The 18,174-nt window shown below is 70.9% G+C and carries 20 protein-coding genes and 1 pseudogene; 9 read left to right on the forward strand and 12 right to left on the reverse strand.

Going from position 1 to position 18,174, the window contains the following annotated elements; translation table 11 throughout:
- Nucleotides 1–9 precede the first annotated feature (9 nt).
- Nucleotides 10–279 carry a helix-turn-helix domain-containing protein gene (locus tag RM590_RS05455; protein WP_311703207.1) on the reverse strand — a complete coding sequence of 90 codons (270 nt, stop codon included), beginning with the start codon at nt 277–279 and terminating at the stop codon, nt 10–12.
- Between the two features lie 98 nt (nt 280–377).
- On the opposite strand from RM590_RS05455, the gene RM590_RS05460 reads away from it, so the two are divergent.
- The 4 genes from RM590_RS05460 (at nt 378) to RM590_RS05475 (ending at nt 3,523) form a co-directional block, all read left to right on the forward strand.
- Entirely contained in the window at nt 378–836 is a 459-nt protein-coding gene (locus tag RM590_RS05460; RefSeq protein WP_311703208.1) for a glycine-rich domain-containing protein, read from the forward strand.
- A gap of 92 nt (nt 837–928) precedes the next feature.
- The gene (locus tag RM590_RS05465; RefSeq protein ID WP_311703413.1) at nt 929–1,606 is read left to right on the forward strand and encodes a class I SAM-dependent methyltransferase; all 678 of its coding nucleotides are present in this window, start codon (nt 929–931) and stop codon (nt 1,604–1,606) included.
- A gap of 158 nt (nt 1,607–1,764) precedes the next feature.
- Entirely contained in the window at nt 1,765–2,931 is a 1,167-nt protein-coding gene (locus RM590_RS05470) for a UDP-N-acetylglucosamine--N-acetylmuramyl-(pentapeptide) pyrophosphoryl-undecaprenol N-acetylglucosamine transferase (protein ID WP_311703209.1), read from the forward strand.
- Nucleotides 2,932–3,172: 241 nt separating this feature from the next.
- Nucleotides 3,173–3,523: an SEL1-like repeat protein gene (locus tag RM590_RS05475; protein WP_311703210.1), complete on the forward strand. Its 351-nt coding sequence runs from the start codon at nt 3,173–3,175 to the stop codon at nt 3,521–3,523.
- A 5-nt stretch (nt 3,524–3,528) separates the two neighbouring features.
- On the opposite strand, the gene RM590_RS05480 is transcribed toward RM590_RS05475, so the two are convergent.
- From RM590_RS05480 to RM590_RS05495, 4 genes are read right to left on the reverse strand one after another with little or no spacing between them, the layout of a single operon-like run.
- Nucleotides 3,529–4,320 carry an arginase family protein gene (locus RM590_RS05480; protein WP_311703211.1) on the reverse strand — a complete coding sequence of 264 codons (792 nt, stop codon included), beginning with the start codon at nt 4,318–4,320 and terminating at the stop codon, nt 3,529–3,531.
- Between the two features lie 24 nt (nt 4,321–4,344).
- A complete protein-coding gene (locus RM590_RS05485) occupies nt 4,345–5,508 on the reverse strand; it encodes an oxygenase MpaB family protein (protein ID WP_311703212.1) in 1,164 nt (387 codons plus the stop codon).
- 14 nt (nt 5,509–5,522) lie between these two features.
- On the reverse strand, nt 5,523–6,578 hold the full coding sequence (locus tag RM590_RS05490) for a polyprenyl synthetase family protein (protein ID WP_311703213.1): 1,056 nt from the start codon (nt 6,576–6,578) through the stop codon (nt 5,523–5,525).
- On the reverse strand, nt 6,568–6,846 hold the full coding sequence (locus tag RM590_RS05495) for a polyprenyl synthetase (RefSeq protein WP_311703214.1): 279 nt from the start codon (nt 6,844–6,846) through the stop codon (nt 6,568–6,570). Before RM590_RS05495 ends, RM590_RS05490 begins: the two co-directional genes overlap by 11 nt.
- Before the next feature lie 193 nt (nt 6,847–7,039).
- Here RM590_RS05495 and RM590_RS05500 point away from each other — a divergent pair, with 193 nt between their 5' ends.
- Both RM590_RS05500 and RM590_RS05505 read left to right on the forward strand, forming a co-directional pair.
- Nucleotides 7,040–8,011, forward strand: coding sequence for an ATP-binding cassette domain-containing protein (locus RM590_RS05500; protein ID WP_311703215.1), 972 nt, complete (start codon nt 7,040–7,042; stop codon nt 8,009–8,011).
- Nucleotides 8,008–8,799: an ABC transporter permease gene (locus tag RM590_RS05505; protein WP_311703216.1), complete on the forward strand. Its 792-nt coding sequence runs from the start codon at nt 8,008–8,010 to the stop codon at nt 8,797–8,799. Before RM590_RS05500 ends, RM590_RS05505 begins: the two co-directional genes overlap by 4 nt.
- Here RM590_RS05505 and RM590_RS05510 read toward each other — a convergent pair.
- On the reverse strand, nt 8,780–11,917 hold the full coding sequence (locus tag RM590_RS05510) for an ATP-binding protein (RefSeq protein ID WP_311703217.1): 3,138 nt from the start codon (nt 11,915–11,917) through the stop codon (nt 8,780–8,782). The two genes, RM590_RS05505 and RM590_RS05510, sit on opposite strands and share 20 nt — an antisense overlap.
- A gap of 32 nt (nt 11,918–11,949) precedes the next feature.
- Here RM590_RS05510 and RM590_RS05515 point away from each other — a divergent pair, with 32 nt between their 5' ends.
- Nucleotides 11,950–12,438 carry a GNAT family N-acetyltransferase gene (locus RM590_RS05515; RefSeq protein WP_311703218.1) on the forward strand — a complete coding sequence of 163 codons (489 nt, stop codon included), beginning with the start codon at nt 11,950–11,952 and terminating at the stop codon, nt 12,436–12,438.
- Here RM590_RS05515 and RM590_RS05520 read toward each other — a convergent pair.
- Nucleotides 12,405–12,572 (reverse strand): annotated as a pseudogene (locus RM590_RS05520) (response regulator transcription factor); the annotation flags it as partial. The gene RM590_RS05515 and the pseudogene RM590_RS05520 overlap by 34 nt on opposite strands.
- A 263-nt stretch (nt 12,573–12,835) precedes the next feature.
- On the opposite strand from RM590_RS05520, the gene RM590_RS05525 reads away from it, so the two are divergent.
- Both RM590_RS05525 and RM590_RS05530 read left to right on the forward strand, forming a co-directional pair.
- Complete coding sequence (locus tag RM590_RS05525; protein ID WP_311703219.1) at nt 12,836–13,066, forward strand: hypothetical protein; 231 nt, start codon at nt 12,836–12,838, stop codon at nt 13,064–13,066.
- A gap of 91 nt (nt 13,067–13,157) precedes the next feature.
- Nucleotides 13,158–13,409: a hypothetical protein gene (locus tag RM590_RS05530; RefSeq protein ID WP_311703220.1), complete on the forward strand. Its 252-nt coding sequence runs from the start codon at nt 13,158–13,160 to the stop codon at nt 13,407–13,409.
- Nucleotides 13,410–13,597: 188 nt separating this feature from the next.
- Here the strand turns inward: RM590_RS05530 and RM590_RS05535 are convergent, their stop codons facing one another.
- From RM590_RS05535 to RM590_RS05555, 5 genes are all read right to left on the reverse strand, one after another.
- Nucleotides 13,598–14,320 (reverse strand): ABC transporter permease, encoded by a 723-nt coding sequence (locus tag RM590_RS05535; protein WP_311703221.1) that lies wholly within the window; start codon nt 14,318–14,320, stop codon nt 13,598–13,600.
- 11 nt (nt 14,321–14,331) lie between these two features.
- Nucleotides 14,332–15,249 (reverse strand): ABC transporter ATP-binding protein, encoded by a 918-nt coding sequence (locus RM590_RS05540; protein ID WP_311703222.1) that lies wholly within the window; start codon nt 15,247–15,249, stop codon nt 14,332–14,334.
- Complete coding sequence (locus tag RM590_RS05545) at nt 15,246–16,130, reverse strand: ABC transporter permease (protein WP_311703223.1); 885 nt, start codon at nt 16,128–16,130, stop codon at nt 15,246–15,248. Before RM590_RS05545 ends, RM590_RS05540 begins: the two co-directional genes overlap by 4 nt.
- A gap of 85 nt (nt 16,131–16,215) precedes the next feature.
- Nucleotides 16,216–17,187, reverse strand: a complete 972-nt coding sequence (locus tag RM590_RS05550) for an ABC transporter ATP-binding protein (RefSeq protein ID WP_311703224.1) — start codon at nt 17,185–17,187, stop codon at nt 16,216–16,218.
- A 73-nt stretch (nt 17,188–17,260) separates the two neighbouring features.
- Nucleotides 17,261–18,142, reverse strand: coding sequence for a class I SAM-dependent methyltransferase (locus RM590_RS05555; RefSeq protein ID WP_311703225.1), 882 nt, complete (start codon nt 18,140–18,142; stop codon nt 17,261–17,263).
- Nucleotides 18,143–18,174: the final 32 nt, after the last annotated feature.

Below are 18,174 nucleotides of genomic sequence, written 5' to 3' on the forward strand. Positions count from 1 at the left end.
GGGCTGCGGTCAGCGCGGCCAGGTCAGGAAGGATCTCCGGTTCACACGGGCGAGCGTAGCTTCGGCCTGTAACTGTTCAAGGGGAAGGCCGAGGACACGCGAGAGGTGGGTGAGCCAGAACGGGCCGGGAATCACCTTGCCCGACTCCCAGCGCTTGACCGCGTCTCTGCCCGGCGCCCCGCTCGCATCGCGTGCCGAAGCACACAGTTCGTCGGCGAGTCGCGCCTGCGTCAGGTTCTTGTCCCGGCGCCGGTCCCGAATCAGGTCGCCAAGAGGCACATGCCGATGATGCCCCCCTGCATGCCCCTCCGGGCAGGGCGCCGCCGGGGTGAAGTTGGAGCATTGCCCGGCTCCTCGCAGACCAGGAAGGCACAGACGTGACGATCACCGACACGACGAAGACCGTGTACGACCTCATCACCCCGGAACTGAGGGCCGACCTCATCACCATGGTCCGCGAGGACTCCTGGCCGGAGATGACCGACGACCAGGGCCGGCGCGGCGTCAACCAGGTGGCGGCCTTCCTCGCCGTCGCCGCGAACACCACGGAGAGGGCCACGCCCAGCCTTCGCGTGGACATCTTCTGGCACGCGTTCGTTCTCCACACCAAGCACTACGCCGAGTTCTGCGAGGCGCTCGGCGGCGGGTTCATCCATCACGTCCCCGACCGCGACAGCGGCCACAACCCCGCCGAGGGCCGGGCCGCGATGCGTCGAACGGCCGAGATGATCCGATCGGCCGGCTTCGACGTGGACCCGGAGTTCTGGCCGATCGACGGCGCGGCCGACTGTACCCAGAGCTACGCGGGCTGCTCCGACAGCCCCGTCGCCAAGTAGCTCCGACACAAGCGGAGCAACTGACCCACCAGAGCTTCAGCCGCCCGGTATCGTGCCGGGCGGCTGTCGCCGTGAACGAGAACGGACAGGTAGTGACTGACGCTCGCAGCAACGCATGGGACACCTACGCGCAGAGCAAGCCCCAGCGGCGGAAGACCAACGCCAAGGGCGAGACCACGTGGTTCAACTGGACCCAGTACCCGGACCACGGCCCCAGGGCCGACGTGCTCAACCTCAACCCGGGAGACAGCGCGCTCGACCTCGGGTGCGGGTCTGGAGGAAACGCCGCTCATCTCGCAACACTCGGCATGAAGGCCGTCGGGATCGACCTCTCCGCCAGGCAGCTCGACAAGGCGCGCGAGCGGTGGCCGGGCGTGGACGGGATGGAACTCCACCAGGCCGACGCCCTCGCCTACCTCGGGGACACATTCACGATCTTCGATGCGGTCTACAGCGTGTTCGGCGCTGTCTGGTTCACCGACCCCGGCCTGCTGCTGCCGATCGTTCACGCGAATCTCAAGCCAGGCGGAGTGTTCGCCTTCTCCCAGCGCCCGCCGGTTGAAGGGTGCTACGGCTGCCAGGCGTCATACATCCCGCGCGGGCCCGAACAGGACCCCGCTGTCGTCAAGCGGTGGGACTACGAACCCGATGCCTGGGCGCTGATTCTCAAGGAACACGGCTTCGTGGACGTGTCAGCGTCCGTGCTTGCCCCTCCCTCAGGAAGTCGGCGCACAGGCACCATGTTCGTCCGGGGCCTCCAAGGAGGCTGAACGAGGGCGCCACGGACACCATCCAGTTCGTTGTCGAATGCTGAGTGACACCACGCGGCTTCCCGTGCCGCAAGAAGGGCGCCCCCGGCGGGCGCCCTTCGCCATGGGGCTAGATTCGTAGCTGTCCATGTTTTCGCTGTAGCCAGGTTGGAGTCTCCGTGACGTTCCGCTTGCTGGTCACCGGTGGAGGCACGGGAGGGCATACCTATCCCGCCCTCACAGCCGTACGCACGCTGCGGGCACGGCTCGCCACCATGAGCCGGTCGCTGGACGTGCTGTGGGTGGGGAAGGCGGACAGCCTTGAGGAGCGCGTGGCGAAGCAGGAGGGGATCGCCTTCGCCACGGTGGCGACGGGCAAGATCCGGCGCTCCGGCAATCCTTTGAAGATGATCTCGCCCGCCAACCTGGCGGACATGGGACGGGTCCCGCTGGGCGTCGCCCAGGCCCGGTCGGTCATCAGGAAGTTCGACCCCGACGTGGTGCTGGCCACAGGCGGGTACGTCGCCGTGCCCGTGGGCACGGCGGCGACGCGACTGTGCCGACGTCCGCTGGTGGTGCACGAGCAGACGGTGCGACTCGGCCTGGCCAACCGGGTGTTGGCGGGCGGCGCCGCGCGAGTGGCGGTCTCCTCGGAATCCACCCTGCCGCTGTTGCCGGAGACCGCCCGGGCGAAGGCCGTCGTCACGGGCAACCCCGTGCGTCCCGAAGTGCTCGCCGGACAGCCCGACAAGGCCGTCCGGGCACTGGACCTGCTCGGATTCGACCCACGGCTGTCCACCGTCTACGTCACCGGTGGCGCTCAGGGGTCGCAGCAGATCAACGGCATCGTGCGCGACACCCTGCCGTGGCTGCTGAGGCATGCGAACGTGATCCATCAGTGCGGGCCGGACAACGAGGCCGCGCTGCGGCAGGAGACCGGCCGGCTTCCCGGTGAGCTGGCCGGGCGCTACCACCTGACCGGCTACGTCGGCCCGGAGCTGCCGGACGTGCTCGCGCTGGCCGAGCTGGTGATCTCCCGCAGCGGAGCCGGCACGCTGGCCGAGCTGACCGCGCTGGGCAAGACTTCGGTGCTCGTTCCGCTGGCGTCATCCGCCGGTAACGAGCAGGCGCACAACGCGCGTTATCTGGAGGACGTGGGGGCCGCCGTCGCCCTGACGGGCGAGGTGACCGCGGAACGCCTGCGCGAGGCGGTGGCGCCGTTGCTGACGGACCCGCACCGCCGGGAGGCGATGGCGGCCCGGGCCCGCGAACACGGCCGCCCGGACGCGGCCGAGCGCCTGGTCGACGTGGTGCTGTCCGCTGCCCGTGACCACCGTTCGGCTTAGGGGAGGTGGCGCCACGCGCCGGCTACGACCAACTGGACGCAACGAACGAATACTTCGGCCGGGCGGCCCCACGGGTCGGGAACGTCGCGGTCGCCGAGGAACAGCGCCAGCCGGGGCAGGGCGCGCATGTCGGCGCGGGTCCGGAGGGCCGCCAGGTTGGCGCGGTCCTCCGGCGGGCGCCCTTCGCCGTGGGTGCCCCGCGCCCTGGACAGATAGGTGACGGTCCGCCAGGTTGGCTCGTATGAACGCAGACGAGCTGTACGACGCAGCCTCGCGCATGATGTTCCCGCACCGGGAGCCGGGGGATGTGGACGAGGCCGAGGCGGAGCGGCTGTACCGGTTGGCCGCCGAGGCCGGTGACGCGCGCGCGTTGGAGCGGGTGGGCTTGTTCGCCGAGAAGCGGGGGGACCTGACCACGGCCGAACGGTTCTACCGGCAGGCCTCCGCCGAGGGGCTGGCACTGGCGGACTTCCGGATCGGGCGGCTGTACGAGGATTTCCTCGGCGACCGGAACACCGCGCGGCAGTGGTACAAGAAGGCCAGCCGCGCCGGTGAATGGCGGGCCACCAAGCGGCTGAAGAACATGCGCTGACGATCTCAGGCTGCCAACGCGGCGCCCAGCCGGCGGATGACCTCGGCCTCGGCGTCGTTGACCGCGTCGCCGGACGGCGCGTGTTCGGTGATGGCCGCGCCGACGATCTCGTCCACGTTGTCGATCAGATCGATCAGGCGCTGTGGCCGCACGCCGTCCGGCTCGGGGTAGCAGGTGGAGCCGAACACCGTGGGCTCCAGCACGTCGAGATCCACGTGGACGTACACCGGGCCGCGCAGACCGTCGAGCACCCGCTCCAGGTCCTCGACGCCGTACCTGCGCAGTCCGGTCTTCGCGAGGTACTCGTGCTCGGACGCGTCACCCGCGCGCTCCCCGGCAATGATCACCTGCTCGGGCGCCAGCGGCCGATCGGGCGTGAGGCCGGCCGGGCCGTCGCCCAGCAACGCGCGCACCACCATGCCGTGGAAGGCGCCCGACGGCAGGGTCACCGGGCTGTACACGTCCGGGTGCGCGTCGATCCACAGCACCGTCAGCCGGTCACCGTAACGGGCGTGCGCCGCGGCGATCGGCGCGATGTCGACCGCGCAGTCACCCCCAACGGTGATCACCCGGCCCTCGATCCCGGCCAGTGCCTCTCGCGTCAACCGCTGGTTCTCGACGAGGACATCGAGCGCCCGTATGCCCGCGGCCTTCTCCCCGCCGTTTTCCAGCACCGGCACCGTCACCACCGCCTGTGCCGGGACGAGTTCGGCGGCGCGACGAGCACCGGCCATCAGCCGCGGCGCCTTGCTCGACGCGGAGCCTTGCCATTGGGGCACGCAGAGAACAGTCGTCATACGGCGACCCTACGAGCCGCTCGGTCACGAGGAAACGGTGGCGGCGGGCGGGGTCCATCGGCGGTTGCGGGGCACGGTGCTGGAGATGCCGTAGTCCTTCTTGAGGTGTTCGGGGATGGCGTAGTGCATGACGCGTCCGCGAGTGAGGGAGGACAGCTCGAAGATGGTGGTGAGGTGGCCGAGGCGGTCCAGGGCCCGGGCGCCGAGCGGGGAGCGGTCCTCGATGGTCTCCAGGACGCCGAGGAGGTGGGGGACGGCCTTGACGACAGTGTCCCACGCGGTGCGGGGCACCTGGAGCCAGTCGGCGCAGGCGTCGCCGATGAGATGGCGGATCAGGGCGGAGACGATCGGGTCGAAGAAGGTGCCGGGCACGACCTCCTCGTAGAGGTCGATGAGCTGCCGGGTCAGGTGCGCGCCCTCCGCGGACGGCCCCATGTGCCGGATCATGTACAGGTCGAGGAACTGGCGGGCCTCGTCAAGCGACTTGGGGACGGCGTCCTGGTCGACGCCGAGCATGGCGCCGACCACGCGCCAGGCGTAGTAGTAGGCTTCCGCGCCTTCCGTGGACATGTGGATGCCGAGGCGGTGCAGGCTGTCCAGGACGAGCAGGGAGAAGAACATCTGCCCGCCGATCATGTCCTCCTGGCAGATCGGCGTTCCCAGTGCTGCGGTGTCCCACCGGTTCTCGCGCCGGAGGTGGTGGCGGATGGAGGCGTGCAGCAGGCGGACCTTCTGGGCGGCGGGGATAAAGCGACTGCCGGCCTCGAAGGCGCCGGGCTGCATCAGGTGGACGGTGAACTGGCCGGTCTCCGCCATCCGTTTGGAGGGGTACTCCAGCCCGTGGGTGGCCGACAGGAGCTTCGCCACGTGGGGGACGACATAGCAGGCGGGCATGGAGGCGAAGGACAGGGCGGTGGAGATGTGCACGTTGTTGTCGATGAAGAACAGCCGGGCCTTCTCCATCTCTCCCCAGTCGACCCAGGCGGGCGGGGCGCCGGTGGCCCGAAGGTACTCGCGGGCGACATCGGGCAGCCCGTCCGGCAGGGGAGCGCCGACGGTCGAGACGTAGCGCATCAGGGTGTTGAACGTGCCCACCTCCCCGCGTTCGAAAAGTGCGGCGACGGTGGCGTCGGCGAGGTCGTCGCCGGGCTGCCGCAGGGCATCCATCGATGCCTGGGTGTAGGTCATGGCAGGGCTCCTTGTCAGGACAGGCGCACGGTCGCCGAATGCGCCAGTTCGGTCAGGGCGGCGGCGGCGTGCGCCGGCGCGTCCAGCTCATGGAGAGCGTCGAGGGCCTGTTCGACACGGGCGGTGATCATGTCCTCGACGCGGTCGGGCACCTTCAGCCGGCTCATCACCTCGCGCACCGCGTGCAGACCGTCCCCGTCCACGCCGCGTCGGCCCAGGAGGGTGCGCAGTCGCGCCCGCTCCTCGTCGTCGGCCATGCGCCAGGTTTCCGCCAGCAGGACCGTCGGGCGATGGCCGCTCACATCGTCGGCGTTGGCCTTCCCGGTCCGGCCCGGGTCACCGAACAGGCCCAGCAGGTCGTCGCGCAACTGGAACGCCTCCCCCAGCGGCAGCCCGTAGGCGGAGTAGCCCTCGCGCAGCCGCCCGCCGGCCCCCGCCAGGGCGCCGCCGATCAACAGGGGCTGCTCGACGGTGTACTTGGCCGTCTTGTACCGGATCACTTTCAGCGACACCTCGGTGTCCGGGGTGGCGCCGGTCCGCAGAATCTCCAGGCACTCGCCCGCGATGAGCTCCCGCGCCAGCACCGACCACAGCGGCCGGGCCCGGGCCAGATAGGCCGCGGGCAGACCGGAGGCGGTGAACGCCTCCCCGGCCAGCGACATCAGCAGATCCCCGACCAGCATCGCCAGCGATCTGGCGGCGGCCACGGCACGCGGGCGGCGGCGTACGGCACCGCGCAGCGCGATATGGGCCGTGGGCCGGCCATGGCGCAACGGGCTGTCGTCGATGAGGTCGTCGTGCACGACCGCGGCGGCATGGACCAGTTCCATGGAGGCCGCCGCCCGCACCAGGGCGTCATGGTCCGGCTGCCCTGCCGCGCGCCAGCCCCAGTAGCAGAACGCCGCACGCAGCCGCTTGCCGTCCGCGACCGCGGCTTCCAGTTGTTCGGCCACCGGGCCGAGGGCCGGGTCGATCGCCGCGAGTTGCTCGGCCTCCCGCGCGACCAACCGGCGCAGTACCTCGTCGACACGGATCTTGAACGCGGCCGGCTCCCACCGTTCAGTCGTCATCGGCGGCCTGCCGAGCCACGACGTGCCGGGCGAGAACCTCCAGGTGGGCCGGGGGCACAGCCGCATACCGGTCCCGCACCAGGCGGCCACGCGCCGTCAGATCGCGCTTGGCCTCCACGGCCAGCTCCGGGATGTCCGAGCGGCACAGCAGCCCTCGCACCGCTCCCAAGGCGGATCCCAGCGTGCTCACCGCCAGGTCCGCCAGTCCGGCCACCAGTAGCACCGCCTGCTCGTCGAGGCCCTCGCGGCGTCCGGCTTCTTGGGTCATGCCTGTCTCCCCCCACAACACCTCTACTCGGCACGGCAGTTCACCTGCCGCATCCCAGCGTCGCCTCGCATCGGACAAGAACAGGAAGGAACTCACCATCGAGTGAAGGACCGCTTACGCGTTCGAATCGACTCCGGAGCACTGAAACCATCGTGAAACCACGTTGAGTGCGCCGTGCCGCAACCTCTGCGGCATGACGACAACGACTTCCCACTCGCTCGCCATCGCGGCCAAGGGGCTGCGCAAGGCCTACGGGGACAAGACGGTGCTCGACGGCATCGACCTGGCGGTGCCGGCCGGTACGGTCTTCTCCCTGCTCGGCCCGCACGGCGCCGGCAAGACCACCGCCGTCAAGATCCTCTCCACCCTCATCACCGCCGACGCCGGGGACCTGCGGGTCGGCGGACACGACCTCGCCACGGACCCGGGTGCCGTGCGCGCCGCGATCGGCGTGACGGGGCAGTTCTCCGCGGTCGACGGGCTGATCACCGGCGAGGAAAACATGCTCCTCATGGCCGACCTGCACCACCTGTCCAAGCGGGAGGGACGCGGCGTCGCCGCCGAGTTGCTGGAGCGCTTCGACCTGACCGACGCGGCGAAGAAGCCGGCCTCCACCTACTCCGGCGGCATGAAGCGCCGCCTGGACATCGCCATGACCCTGGTCGGCAACCCGCGGATCATCTTCCTCGACGAGCCCACCACCGGCCTGGACCCGCGCAGCCGCCACAACATGTGGGGCATCATCCGCGAACTCCTCTCCGACGGGGTGACCGTCTTCCTCACCACCCAGTACCTGGAGGAGGCCGACGAGCTCGCCGACCGCATCGCGGTGCTCAACGACGGCAAGATCGCCGCCGAGGGCACCGCCGAGGAGCTGAAGCGGCTCATCCCGGGCGGACATGTCCGGCTCCGCTTCACCGACCCGGCCGCGTACCAGTCCGCCGCGGTCGCCCTGCGCGACGCCACCCGCGACGACGAGTCGCTGTCGTTGCAGATCCCCAGCGACGGCACCCAGCGCGAACTGCGCGCCATCCTCGACTGGCTGGACTCCACCGGCGTCGAGGCGGACGAGCTGACCGTGCACACCCCGGACCTCGACGACGTGTTCTTCGCCCTGACCGGCGGCACCAACGTCCCCAACCAGCCCAAGGAGAACGCCCGATGAGCACCCTCTCCCTCGCCGTCCGCGACTCGTCCACGATGCTGCGCCGCAACCTGCTGCACGCCCGGCGCTACCCGTCGATGACGCTGAACCTGCTGCTCACGCCGATCATGCTGCTGCTGCTCTTCGTCTACATCTTCGGAGATGTGATGAGCGCGGGCATCGGCGGCGGCGACGCGAACCGTTCCGACTACATCGCCTATGTCGTTCCGGGCCTCCTGCTGATGACCATCGGGAGCACCGTGATCGGGGCCGCGATCTCCGTGGCCATGGATATGACCGAGGGTCTCATCGCCCGTTTCCGCACGATGGCGGTCTACCGAGGCTCCCTGCTCATCGGGCACGTCGTCGGCAGCGTGCTGCAAGTGCTCGCCAGCCTGGTCCTCGTGGGCGCCGTCGCCGTGGCCATCGGCTTCCGCACCACGGATGCCACCCCCCTGGAGTGGCTGGCGGCGTTCGGGCTGATCACGCTGTTCGTCCTGACGCTCACCTGGGTCGCGGTCGGCATGGGCATGGCCAGCCCGACTCCCGAGGCGGCCAGCAACATGGCCATGCCGCTGATCCTCCTCCCGCTCATCTCCAGCGCCTTCATCCCGGCCGACATGATGCCGGGCTGGTTCCAGCCGATCGCCGAGTACCAGCCGTTCACCCCGGCCACCGAGACCCTGCGCGGCCTGCTGCTCGGCACCGAGATCGGCAACGACGGGTGGATCGCGCTCGCCTGGTGCGTCGGCCTGACCGTACTCGGCTACCGCTGGTCGACGGCACTGTTCAACCGCGACCCGAAGTAACCGCCATGACAGCGCGGGCCGCCTCCCGCAACTCGTCGCGCTCCAGGGCGGCGTACTCCGACACCGCGTCGGCGTACGCCGCCCTGTCGGCGTCCTCGGCCGCCTTCCGGGCCCGGGCCGCCGACATCGTCGGCTGGAAGTCGCGCAGCACTCGCAGCCGTTCGGCCAGCGCGATCATCCGAACGGCACCCGCGTCGCCGGACGCGAGCCCCGCCACGCCCAGCGCGTGCAGCGCCGTCCCGAACAAGGGGAGCTCCATGGGCGAGCCGGCCGGACCGGAGAGCAGGGTCACCAGCCCCTGCCGCAACCGGTCGACCACCTCCGCGACCAGTCCGAGACGGCCGGCATGCGCGTGCGCCGTCACCGCCGTCGACTGGATCTGGAGCGTCCACCGGTCGAGGAAGGGGTCGCCGCTGTGCGGCGAGCCGACCGCGGGCACTCCCTGCACGGCGCCGCGCCACAGGCCGAGCCCGACCTCCGTCAGCCCGCGGGCGAGCGCGATCTCGGCGCGCCCGCCGAGGCCGGGACCGTGGTAGTCGTCCTGCTGCGAGGGGTTGTCGCCCTCCGCCTGCCGCAGCCAGTACTCGGCCTCGTCGGGGTCGCCGCGCTGCAGGCAGGCGAGGGCGAGGCCGCCGCGGACGCCGATGGAGTCGTGGTCGTCGCCGAGCCGCGGCAGCACATCGAGCGCCGCCCTGAGGTGTTCATACGCGGCCTCGCCCCGCTCCGTCCGCAAGTACAGCTCGCTCAGCCGGGCGTGCCCCATGACCTGGAGCAACGGGTTGTCCACCGGCCCCAGTGCGGCGATGATCCGCCGAGCCGAGGCGAGCGCGCGGTCGATGTCGTGCTCGTGCTCCCAGACGTAGGTGGCGATGCACTCGGCGACGCCGGCGAGCAGGGGCTGCTCGCTGTCGCAGAGCTTCCGCAGCACTTCGTAGTCGGGGGGCAGCATCTCGGGGACCGCGCCCAGCACAACGGCCATGGCGCGCAGCAGCGTGTCCGGCGGGGCCGGTGGCAGCCGGCGGAGGGTGACGAGGTGGCGCGAGGCGTGCGGGCCGTAGCCCATGAACAGGCTCGCCGTGCACAACACCGCGGCGGCGCGGGCGACTTCGACGTACTCGGGCTCGGGGTGGTAGTGGGACAGCAGCGGGCCGGTGTCCTCGGCGAGGGCGGCGAGGCGGGGGTAGCTGGAGCCGGTGGACCGCAGGGCGGCGAGGACGGCGGTGAGGGCGGCGGTGGTGGCGCCGTCGTCAACGGCCAGGGCGTGCCGCAGGGCCAGTACGAGGTTGTCCTGCTCGGCCCTGCTCCGCTCCCAGGCGGCCAGTGGTTCCGAGCCGAAGACCCAGTCGTGGAGGGCGGCCCCGAAGTCCCGCGCCCAGGCGAGGAACCGGCCGGTGGTCTCCTCGTCCTCGCCCGCCTCCGCGCGCCGGGCCGCGCTGAACTCCCGTACGGTCTCCAGCATCCGGAACCGCACGCCGACCGGGGTGTCGGCGACGGTAAGCAGCGAATGACCGGCCAACTGCTCCAGCAGAAACAGCGCGTCCTCGCCCAGCACGTGTTCCGCGGCTTCGCCGGAGAAGCCGCCGGGGAAGACGGACAGCGTGCGCAGCGCCGCCCTGGCGTCCTCGGCCAGCAGGTTCCAGCTCCACTCGACGACCGCGTGCAGCGTGCGGTGGCGTTCCGGCGCGTCCCGCGCCCCGCCGCGCAGCAGCGCGAAGCGGTCGCCGAGGCGGCGGGCGATCTCCGGCACCGACAGCACCCGCACCCGCGCCGCGGCCAGCTCCACGGCGAGCGGCAGCCCGTCGAGGTGGCGGCACAGCCCGGCCACCGCGTCCGGCGGCAGCTCCACGCCGGGCCGGGCGGCGCGGGCCCGCTGGGTGAACAGTTCGATGGAGGTGTCGAGACCGAGCTCCGGCAGCGCGTACACCGCCTCCGACGTGAGGCCGAGGGGGGCCCGGCTGGTGGCGAGCACCCGCAGGTCCTTCGAGGAACTCACCAAGGCCTGTACGAGGTCGGCGGCGCCCCGGATGACCTGCTCGCAGTTGTCCAGCGCCAGCAGCGCGGGCCCGGAGCCGAGCACGCCGAGGATGCCGGACACCGGGTCGGCCGGGGCGTTGCCGCTCATGGCGCCGGCCCGCCCCTCGCCCGCGCCGAGCGCGGAGGCCACCTCACCGGCCACGTCCTCGTCCGCGGTGACGCCAGCGAGCGGCACGAAATGGACCACCCGCTGCTCGGCCCGGCGGCTGACGGCGTGCGCGAGCCGGGTCTTGCCGAGGCCGCCGGGGCCGACGACGGTGACGGCGCGGGAGGCGCGCAGCAGCCGTTCCACCGCCGCGATGTCCTCGTCCCGGCCGAGCAGCGGGTTTGGCTCGTGCGGCACGCCGTGCCTGACCACGGGCGGCTCGCCGCGCAGCAGCTCCCGCTGAACGGCCTTGAGCCCGGCGCCCGGATCCGTGCCGAGCTCGTCGCGCAGCTCACGGCGGTACGCCTCGTACCGCGCCAGCGCGGCGGACGGGCCCGCCGTCGCCGCCTCGCCGCGCAGCAGCTCGGCGAGCACTTCCTCGTCGCGCGGATGGTCACCGGCGGCCTGGGCCAGCGGCCCGACCGCCTCCGCGTGCCGTCCGAGGCGGGCGAGCGCGAGCGCCCGGGCGCGCAGCAGCATGCCGCGGACGGGGGCGCGCTCGGCGCGCAACGCGGCCACGGGGTCATCGGTGTCGCCGGCCTCGTCGGGAGTGCCCTCCCACAGCGCGAGCCCGGCCTCGGCCGCGGCCAGCGATCCGGCGTGGTCCCCGGCCCTGGCCCGGTCCGCGCTGACGGCCGCGTGCCGCAGCAGGGCGGAGCTGTCGACCTGGTCCTCGGGGAGGGCGAGCCGGTATCCGGTCGGCGTGCTCGCGATGACGCCGGCGCCCAGTTGGGCCCGCGCCCGGGACACGAGGACCTGCACCGCCTTGCCCGGCCGCTCCGGCAACTCCTCCGGCCACAGCCCCGCCACAAGCCGCTCGGTGCTGCACCCCGTGCGCAAGTCGCCCGCGAGCAGCGCGAGAAGACCGCGGAGCCGGGGCGCGGTGACCTCCTGTCCGCGGTAGGCGACGCGCGGCAGCAGGGTCAGGTCGGTGGTCACCCGTGCAGAGTAGCCACTGAGATACTCCCGCCATGGATGCCGGGGTAGTGGAGAGCGCGGGCTGGGTGCTGCGTTCCGCCGAAACGGCCGATGTCGAGGTGATCGCGGAGCTGCGGGCCACGGTCATGCGGCCGGATCTGGAGCGCCTGGGGCGTTACGACGAGCACCGGGTGCGGCAGCGGCTGCGGGACTCGTTCTCCCCGCTGCACACGTCGGTCATCATGGTCGACGGCGAGCTCGGCGGCTGCGTTACGGTCCGGCCCGCCGACGGCAGGCAGTGGCTGGAGCACTTCTACCTCGCCCCGCGTCATCAGGGCCGCGGGCTCGGGTCCGCCGTGCTGCGCTCGGTGCTGGAGCGGACCGACGCGCGGGGCGAGACCGTGGCGTTGAACGTCCTCCGGGGCAGCGCCGCCCGCCGGCTCTACGAGCGGCACGGGTTCGTCCTGGAGTCCGAGGACCCGATCGACGTCTTCATGGTGCGCCCGCCTCAGGCGGGACCCGGGGTGACCAGGCCGGACTGATAGGCGAACACGACGAGTTGAGCGCGGTCGCGGGCGTTGAGCTTGGTCATGGCCCGGTTGATGTGGGTCTTCGCGGTGAGCGGGCTGATCACCATGCGGGCCGCGATCTGGTCGTTGGCCGGGCCCTGCGCGACCTGCTGCGAAGGCCGTGGGAGACGGCGGCGGCGGGTGCACCGAATGCCGTAACCGTATGACCATCCGAGCCGTTGAACATACGCGCGGAGGCGACTGGAGTACGTGGCGTTCGAGAGTGCGTGAAGTGGCGGTGGCCGGCGCCGGCGAGGAGACCGGGTCGGCAGTGCAGTGATGTGACGTGTTGAGCAGATCTCCGCTCCTGGGCCCTGGATACGGGCGTGCACTGTCCTACTCGTTCGAGACCGGAAGGGGTCTCTTCGTCATGCACGACGAACAAGTACTGATGGAGTCGCGCACGCTGCGCGGCCGTTACACAGAGTGCGTGGACGCGCTCGACAAAGTGAAGGCGCTCGAACTGCTGCCCGACGGGATGCACCTGACGACGGAGGCGGTGGCGGCGTACTTCGTTGTCCACAGGAAGGTCATCAGCAAGGTCGTCGACAGGCACCGTGACGAGCTCGTGGAGAGCGGTCTGACCGTGCTCGAAGGCTGACCTGCGGAAATTTAAGAGCGACATCTTGTCGCTCTATTCCGGAAGTTATCCACAGCCCCGCTCGGGCCTGGCCCTCTACACCCGCCGCACCGTGCTCAACATCGCGATGCTCCTGCGGGACAGCCCCGTGGCACGGGAGGTGCGGAAGTACCTTCTGGGGGCCGAGGAGCAGTTGAGGCGTCGGAGTGGCGACGTCGATCGGGCGCTCGTGGAAATCGGTGGTGTACTCCGGGAGTTGGGGCCAGTTATCCACAGGATGTCCGCTCGACTGGAATCTGTGGAAAGGCGTGTGGACAACACGGAGCGTATCGTCTGCGCGATCAGCGAGCGGCTCACCGGTTGATCCCGTCCGGCAGGGCACGGACGTCGGGCGAGCGCCGGGGTATTCCCGACGGTCGTCTGGGGGCCGGGGCCCGGGGGCGGTGACACCGTGTTGTCAGTCAGTTGATACCCGTGGCGTCAGGCGGGACGGAGGTGACCCGACAAGTCCCGGACGGGCGCGTGCCCCCCGCGCCCGTCCGGGAGAGAACATCAGTCGTCGCCCGCCACCTTCAGGCTGCGCAGTCGCTCCCCGGCGTACCACGTGCCGAGCAGTGTCGCGGCGGCGAGCAGGATCACCGCGGTCGGGAGCGCCACGTCGGAGGTGATGTCGGCGCCGTCCGCGGCGATGCGTTCGGCCAGGGCCAGTGACCACTGCTGGATGGACAGCGTGCGGGCGCCGGGGACCAGGCTGCCGAACAGGGCCTCCCAGACCAGGGCGTAGACCAGGCCGAACACCACCGCGTTGCGCGAGACGGTGCCCAGCAGCAGGAAGACGGCGCTGTAGGCGATGGAGGCGACCGCGGCGGCCGCGGTGAACGCGGTGGCGATCTGCTGGCTGTTGCCGTTGAGGATCAGGCCCGCCAGCAGGATGGGCAGCGTGGTGAACGCGACGGTGACGCCGATGGCGACCAGCAGCTTGGTGACGATGATCGTGCGCCGGTTCAGCGGCTTGGACAGCAGGTAGACGATGGAGCCGTCGTCGATCTCCGGGGCGATGGCGCCCGTTCCGGCGATGACGCCGATGAGCGGGACCATCGAGGCGAGGGCGAAGCCGCCCAGGATCTCGGTGGCGGCCCGGTCGTCGACGCCGCCCAGGGCCCGGACGGCGATGGCGATGACGATCAGCAGGGCGGGCAGGGCGCACAGGATCAGCGCGCGGCGGCGGCCGAGCAGGGCCCGGTAGGTGAGCCGGGCGACAGTGTGGTTGTACATCGCTTCAGTCCTTACGCGCTGACCAGGTAGGAGAAGACGCTTTCCAGCGACTCGTCGGACGGTGAGACCGTCAGCAGCCGGATGCCGTGGTCCTTCGCCAGGCGGGGGAGCTGCGTGGTGAAGCGGCCGAAGTCGACGGCCTGGATGCGCAGCGCGTTCTCCCCGGCGTCGAACTCGATCCCCGTGGTGGACCGGTCGGCGATGAGCGCGGCGGCGAGCGCGCGGTCGTCGCTGGAGCGGACCAGATAGCGGTGCGGCCGGTCGGTCATCAGGCGGCGGATCTTGCGGTAGTCGCCGGAGGCGGCGTGCCGGCCCGCCACGATCACCTCGATGTGGGTGGCCAGTTGCTCGACCTCCTCCAGGATGTGCGAGGAGAACAGGACCGTGCGGCCCTCGTCGCCCATCTTCCGCAGCAGGTCCATGAGATGCATGCGCTGGCGGGGGTCCATGCCGTTGAACGGCTCGTCCAGCAGCAGTACGGACGGCTCGTGGACCAGCGCCGACGCCATCTTCACGCGCTGGCGCATGCCCTTGCTGTAGGTGGCGATGCGGCGGTCGGCGGCGCCGGTCATCTCCACCGTCTCCAGCGCGGCGCGGGCGGCGGCCGCCGGGTCGGGCAGGCCGTGCAGCTCCGCGTTGGCGAGGACGAACTCGCCGCCGGTCAAGTAGTCGTACATGCCCTCGCGTTCGGGGACGAGGCCGATGTGGCGGTACGCCTCCGCGTTGCGCCAGATCGTCTCGCCGTCGAGGGTGACGGTGCCCGCGGAGGGCGCGAGGAAGCCGCTCATCATGTGGATGAGGGTGGACTTGCCCGCGCCGTTGGGGCCGAGCAGGCCGGTGACGCCGGGGCCGATGTCCATGCTGATGTCGTTGACCGCGACGACGTTCCCGAACCAGCGGGAGGTCTTGGTGATGTGGATGGTGGTCACAGGCCCGCCTTCCGGTAGCGGCGCGTCAGCAGGACGTAGCACAGGGCGATGAGCGCGGCGGTGACCAGCAGGTAGGCCACGCCGGCCGCGTCGCTCGGCACGATGTTGTCGGGGAACTCGGTCTCGCCGCCGAGGAACTTCGCCTGGAAGCCCTCCATCAGCGAGCCGGGCGAGAAGAGGCCGAGCCAGCCGACCGCGTCCGGGTTGCCCTGCTCGTTGGCGACGACCATGACGGACAGCACCGCGAAGTAGGGGATGGTCAGCACCGCGATGATGGCCGCCACGCCGAAGCCGCGGCGGGGCGTCAGCGAGGCGATGAGCAGGCCGATCGCCGCGTGCAGGACGGCGAAGACCGCGGTGGCGACCAGGCCGCGGCCGAACGCGGTGGTCTGGTCGGCGAAGCCCAGCTCGGCCAGCAGGCCGCCGGCGTAGGCGATGACCAGCGGGAGGGCGATGAAGAGGAACAGCGCGGCGGTCAGCGCGGCGAACTTCGCGATCACGTAGTCGGCGCGCTCGATGGGGCGGGAGAAGTACAGCGGGATGGTCTTGTAGCGCAGGTCGAGCGAGACCATCTGCGGTGCGGCCAGGGCCAGGTAGAGGCCGAAGATCGGCTGCATGAACAGGCCGTAGCTCGTGTAGTCGATCGGCAGCTCGTCCATGCCGACGGTCATCGCGACCGCGACCATCACCACGGCGGGGGCGCACATGATGACGAACAGGCCGATCGGCAGCACCTTGGACCGGGCCGAGCGGCCCAGGCCGAAGGCGCCGCGCAGCGAGTGGACGAACAGCGAGCGCCGGGCGTACATGGCGCCCAGCCGCTGGCCCTCGTAGCGGCGGTAGCCGATGTCGTGGATACGGGCGTCGGTGCCGGTGCTCATCGTGTCCTTCCATTCGCTTCTCCGGTCACGCGGCGAAGGTGCCGGCCGCGCGTCGGCATGCGGCGAGTGGCCGCGTGCCCGTCGCTCATCTACCGGCCTCCGTCATGTGCTCGGGGGAGTCCTGGAAGACCTCGGCGATGCGGTGGCGGCGCTGCTCCATGCGGATCAGGCCGAGGCCGAGGCCGGCGATGGCATCGCGGACCGCGTCGTAGACGGCCTCGTCGGCGGCGTCGACGTAGACCAGGTGGCCCGCGCCGGCGGTGACGTCCAGGCCGCGGTCGGTGAGCGCGGTGCGCAGGGCCTTGGTGCCGTCGGGGTGCGCGTCGGAGTCGGTGACCTCGACGGCCAGGGAGGCGGTGGCCTCGGTGAAGCTGGCGGTGGCCTGGGAACGCAGCAGCTTGCCGCCGTCGATGACGACGATGTGGTCGCTGGTGCGCTCCAACTCGCCCAGGAGGTGAGAGGTCACCAGCACGGATATGCCGAAGTCGGAGTGGATGCGGCGGATGAGGCCGAGCATCTCGTCACGGCCCGCCGGGTCGAGGCCGTTCGTCGGCTCGTCGAGGAGGACCAGCTTCGGGTCGTGCACCAGCGCCTGCGCCAGCTTGACCCGCTGCTTCATGCCCGTCGAGTAGCCGCCGATGGGGCGGTACCGCTCCTCGTACAGGCCGACGTGGCGCAGGGTGTCCGCGGTGCGCTCGCGGGCGGAGGTGCGGGGCAGTCCGGCCATGCGGGCCATGTGGACGACGAACTCGGTGGCCGAGACATCGGGCGGCAGGCAGTCGTGCTCCGGCATATAGCCCACCTGCTCGCGAATGGCACCGCCCTCGTGGGCGGCGTTGCGCCCCAGGACGGTGGCGGTGCCCTCGCTCGCCGGCGCGAGGCCCAGCAGGATCTTGATGAGGGTCGACTTGCCGGCTCCGTTGGCGCCGACAAGGCCCGTCACACCCGGCCCGATGTCCACGGTCAGCCGGTCCAGGGCGGTCACCTTGGGGTACCGCTTGGTCAGGCTCTCGGTCTGAATCACGCTCACCCCGGCGACGCTAGTGCTTTTGTGCATATCGCGCGTCACACTTTGGTAGGGCCGGGCCTGAACTTTGGTAGGGCCTCTCCCCGGTGGCTCCCCTAGGGGTCTATTCGGCGCGGAGGAACGCGCTGGTGGTGACCTGCCCGATCTTGGTGAAACGAGTCTTCCCGCTCGCCAGGTGCTCGTCGGTGGCCTCCTTCACGCCCGGCCACACGCGGTCGTCGTAGTCGTCGATGACGATCACGGCGCCGGGCGCGGCCAGCTCCTCCACCCACTCCAGGTCCGCCTTGACGCCCTTCGCCGAGTGGTCCCCGTCCACGACGATCACGCCGAACTTGCCGCCGGCGAGCGTCGCGTGGATGTCGTCGTCCGTGGAGTACCCGCGCAGCAGCCGCACCCGGTCGGGGAGCACGCCCGCGTAGTGCAGGTTCGCGCGGACGATGTCCTCGCTGATGGGGGTGCCCGAGGCGTCCACGGTGATCTCCATGCCCTCCTGGAGCTGCACCGGGGCGATGGGGTCCACGATCGTGAGGTGGTAGGGGATGCCGGCGCGCAGCATCTGGCGGGCGAGGCAGCCGGCGAACAGCCCGTAGAGCGTGCCGATCTCCAGAATGTCGCCGTTCGGGGGCTTCAGGAGCGGGGTGGTGGCCAGCTTGCCGAGGATGTTGGAGGTGCCGCCCGCGATCCGGCCGACGCCGCGGTTCTCCACCTCCACCAGAGTGCGGTACGCCTGGATCACGGCGCGACGGGCGTGCTTCTCGCCGGTGGCCGCGCCGACCTGCTTGGCGACGGCGCCGAGCTGAGCGGGGCTCGGGTGGCGGTTGAAGCGGCGGCCGTCGCTGCCGAGGAGCAGCTCGATGCTGTGCTGCTGCTCCTTGAGGCGTTGCAGCTCTTCCTTGGCATTGCCCAGTTCCTTGCGCAGTTTGCGGTCGATGCGCTGATCGATGCGCCTGAGGAGAGGGCGAGCGGTTCTGCGGAGGAGACTCATGTTCCGACGCTAGTGCGCTACGAACGTTTAAG

This window comes from Streptomyces litchfieldiae (assembly GCF_031845365.1).
GTDB lineage: Bacteria > Actinomycetota > Actinomycetes > Streptomycetales > Streptomycetaceae > Streptomyces > Streptomyces litchfieldiae.

Excerpts from the sequence above, each read along its gene's own strand:
- RM590_RS05475 (WP_311703210.1), top strand. The coding sequence starts at position 3,173 with ATGAACGCAGACGAGCTGTACGACGCAGCCTCGCGCATGATGTTCCCG.
- RM590_RS05480 (WP_311703211.1), bottom strand. The coding sequence starts at position 4,320 with ATGACGACTGTTCTCTGCGTGCCCCAATGGCAAGGCTCCGCGTCGAGC.
- RM590_RS05485 (WP_311703212.1), bottom strand. The coding sequence starts at position 5,508 with ATGACCTACACCCAGGCATCGATGGATGCCCTGCGGCAGCCCGGCGAC.
- RM590_RS05490 (WP_311703213.1), bottom strand. The coding sequence starts at position 6,578 with ATGACGACTGAACGGTGGGAGCCGGCCGCGTTCAAGATCCGTGTCGAC.
- RM590_RS05495 (WP_311703214.1), bottom strand. The coding sequence starts at position 6,846 with ATGACCCAAGAAGCCGGACGCCGCGAGGGCCTCGACGAGCAGGCGGTG.
- RM590_RS05500 (WP_311703215.1), top strand. The coding sequence starts at position 7,040 with ATGACGACAACGACTTCCCACTCGCTCGCCATCGCGGCCAAGGGGCTG.
- RM590_RS05505 (WP_311703216.1), top strand. The coding sequence starts at position 8,008 with ATGAGCACCCTCTCCCTCGCCGTCCGCGACTCGTCCACGATGCTGCGC.
- RM590_RS05515 (WP_311703218.1), top strand. The coding sequence starts at position 11,950 with ATGGATGCCGGGGTAGTGGAGAGCGCGGGCTGGGTGCTGCGTTCCGCC.
- RM590_RS05525 (WP_311703219.1), top strand. The coding sequence starts at position 12,836 with ATGCACGACGAACAAGTACTGATGGAGTCGCGCACGCTGCGCGGCCGT.
- RM590_RS05535 (WP_311703221.1), bottom strand. The coding sequence starts at position 14,320 with ATGTACAACCACACTGTCGCCCGGCTCACCTACCGGGCCCTGCTCGGC.
- RM590_RS05545 (WP_311703223.1), bottom strand. The coding sequence starts at position 16,130 with ATGAGCACCGGCACCGACGCCCGTATCCACGACATCGGCTACCGCCGC.
- RM590_RS05550 (WP_311703224.1), bottom strand. The coding sequence starts at position 17,187 with ATGCACAAAAGCACTAGCGTCGCCGGGGTGAGCGTGATTCAGACCGAG.
- RM590_RS05555 (WP_311703225.1), bottom strand. The coding sequence starts at position 18,142 with ATGAGTCTCCTCCGCAGAACCGCTCGCCCTCTCCTCAGGCGCATCGAT.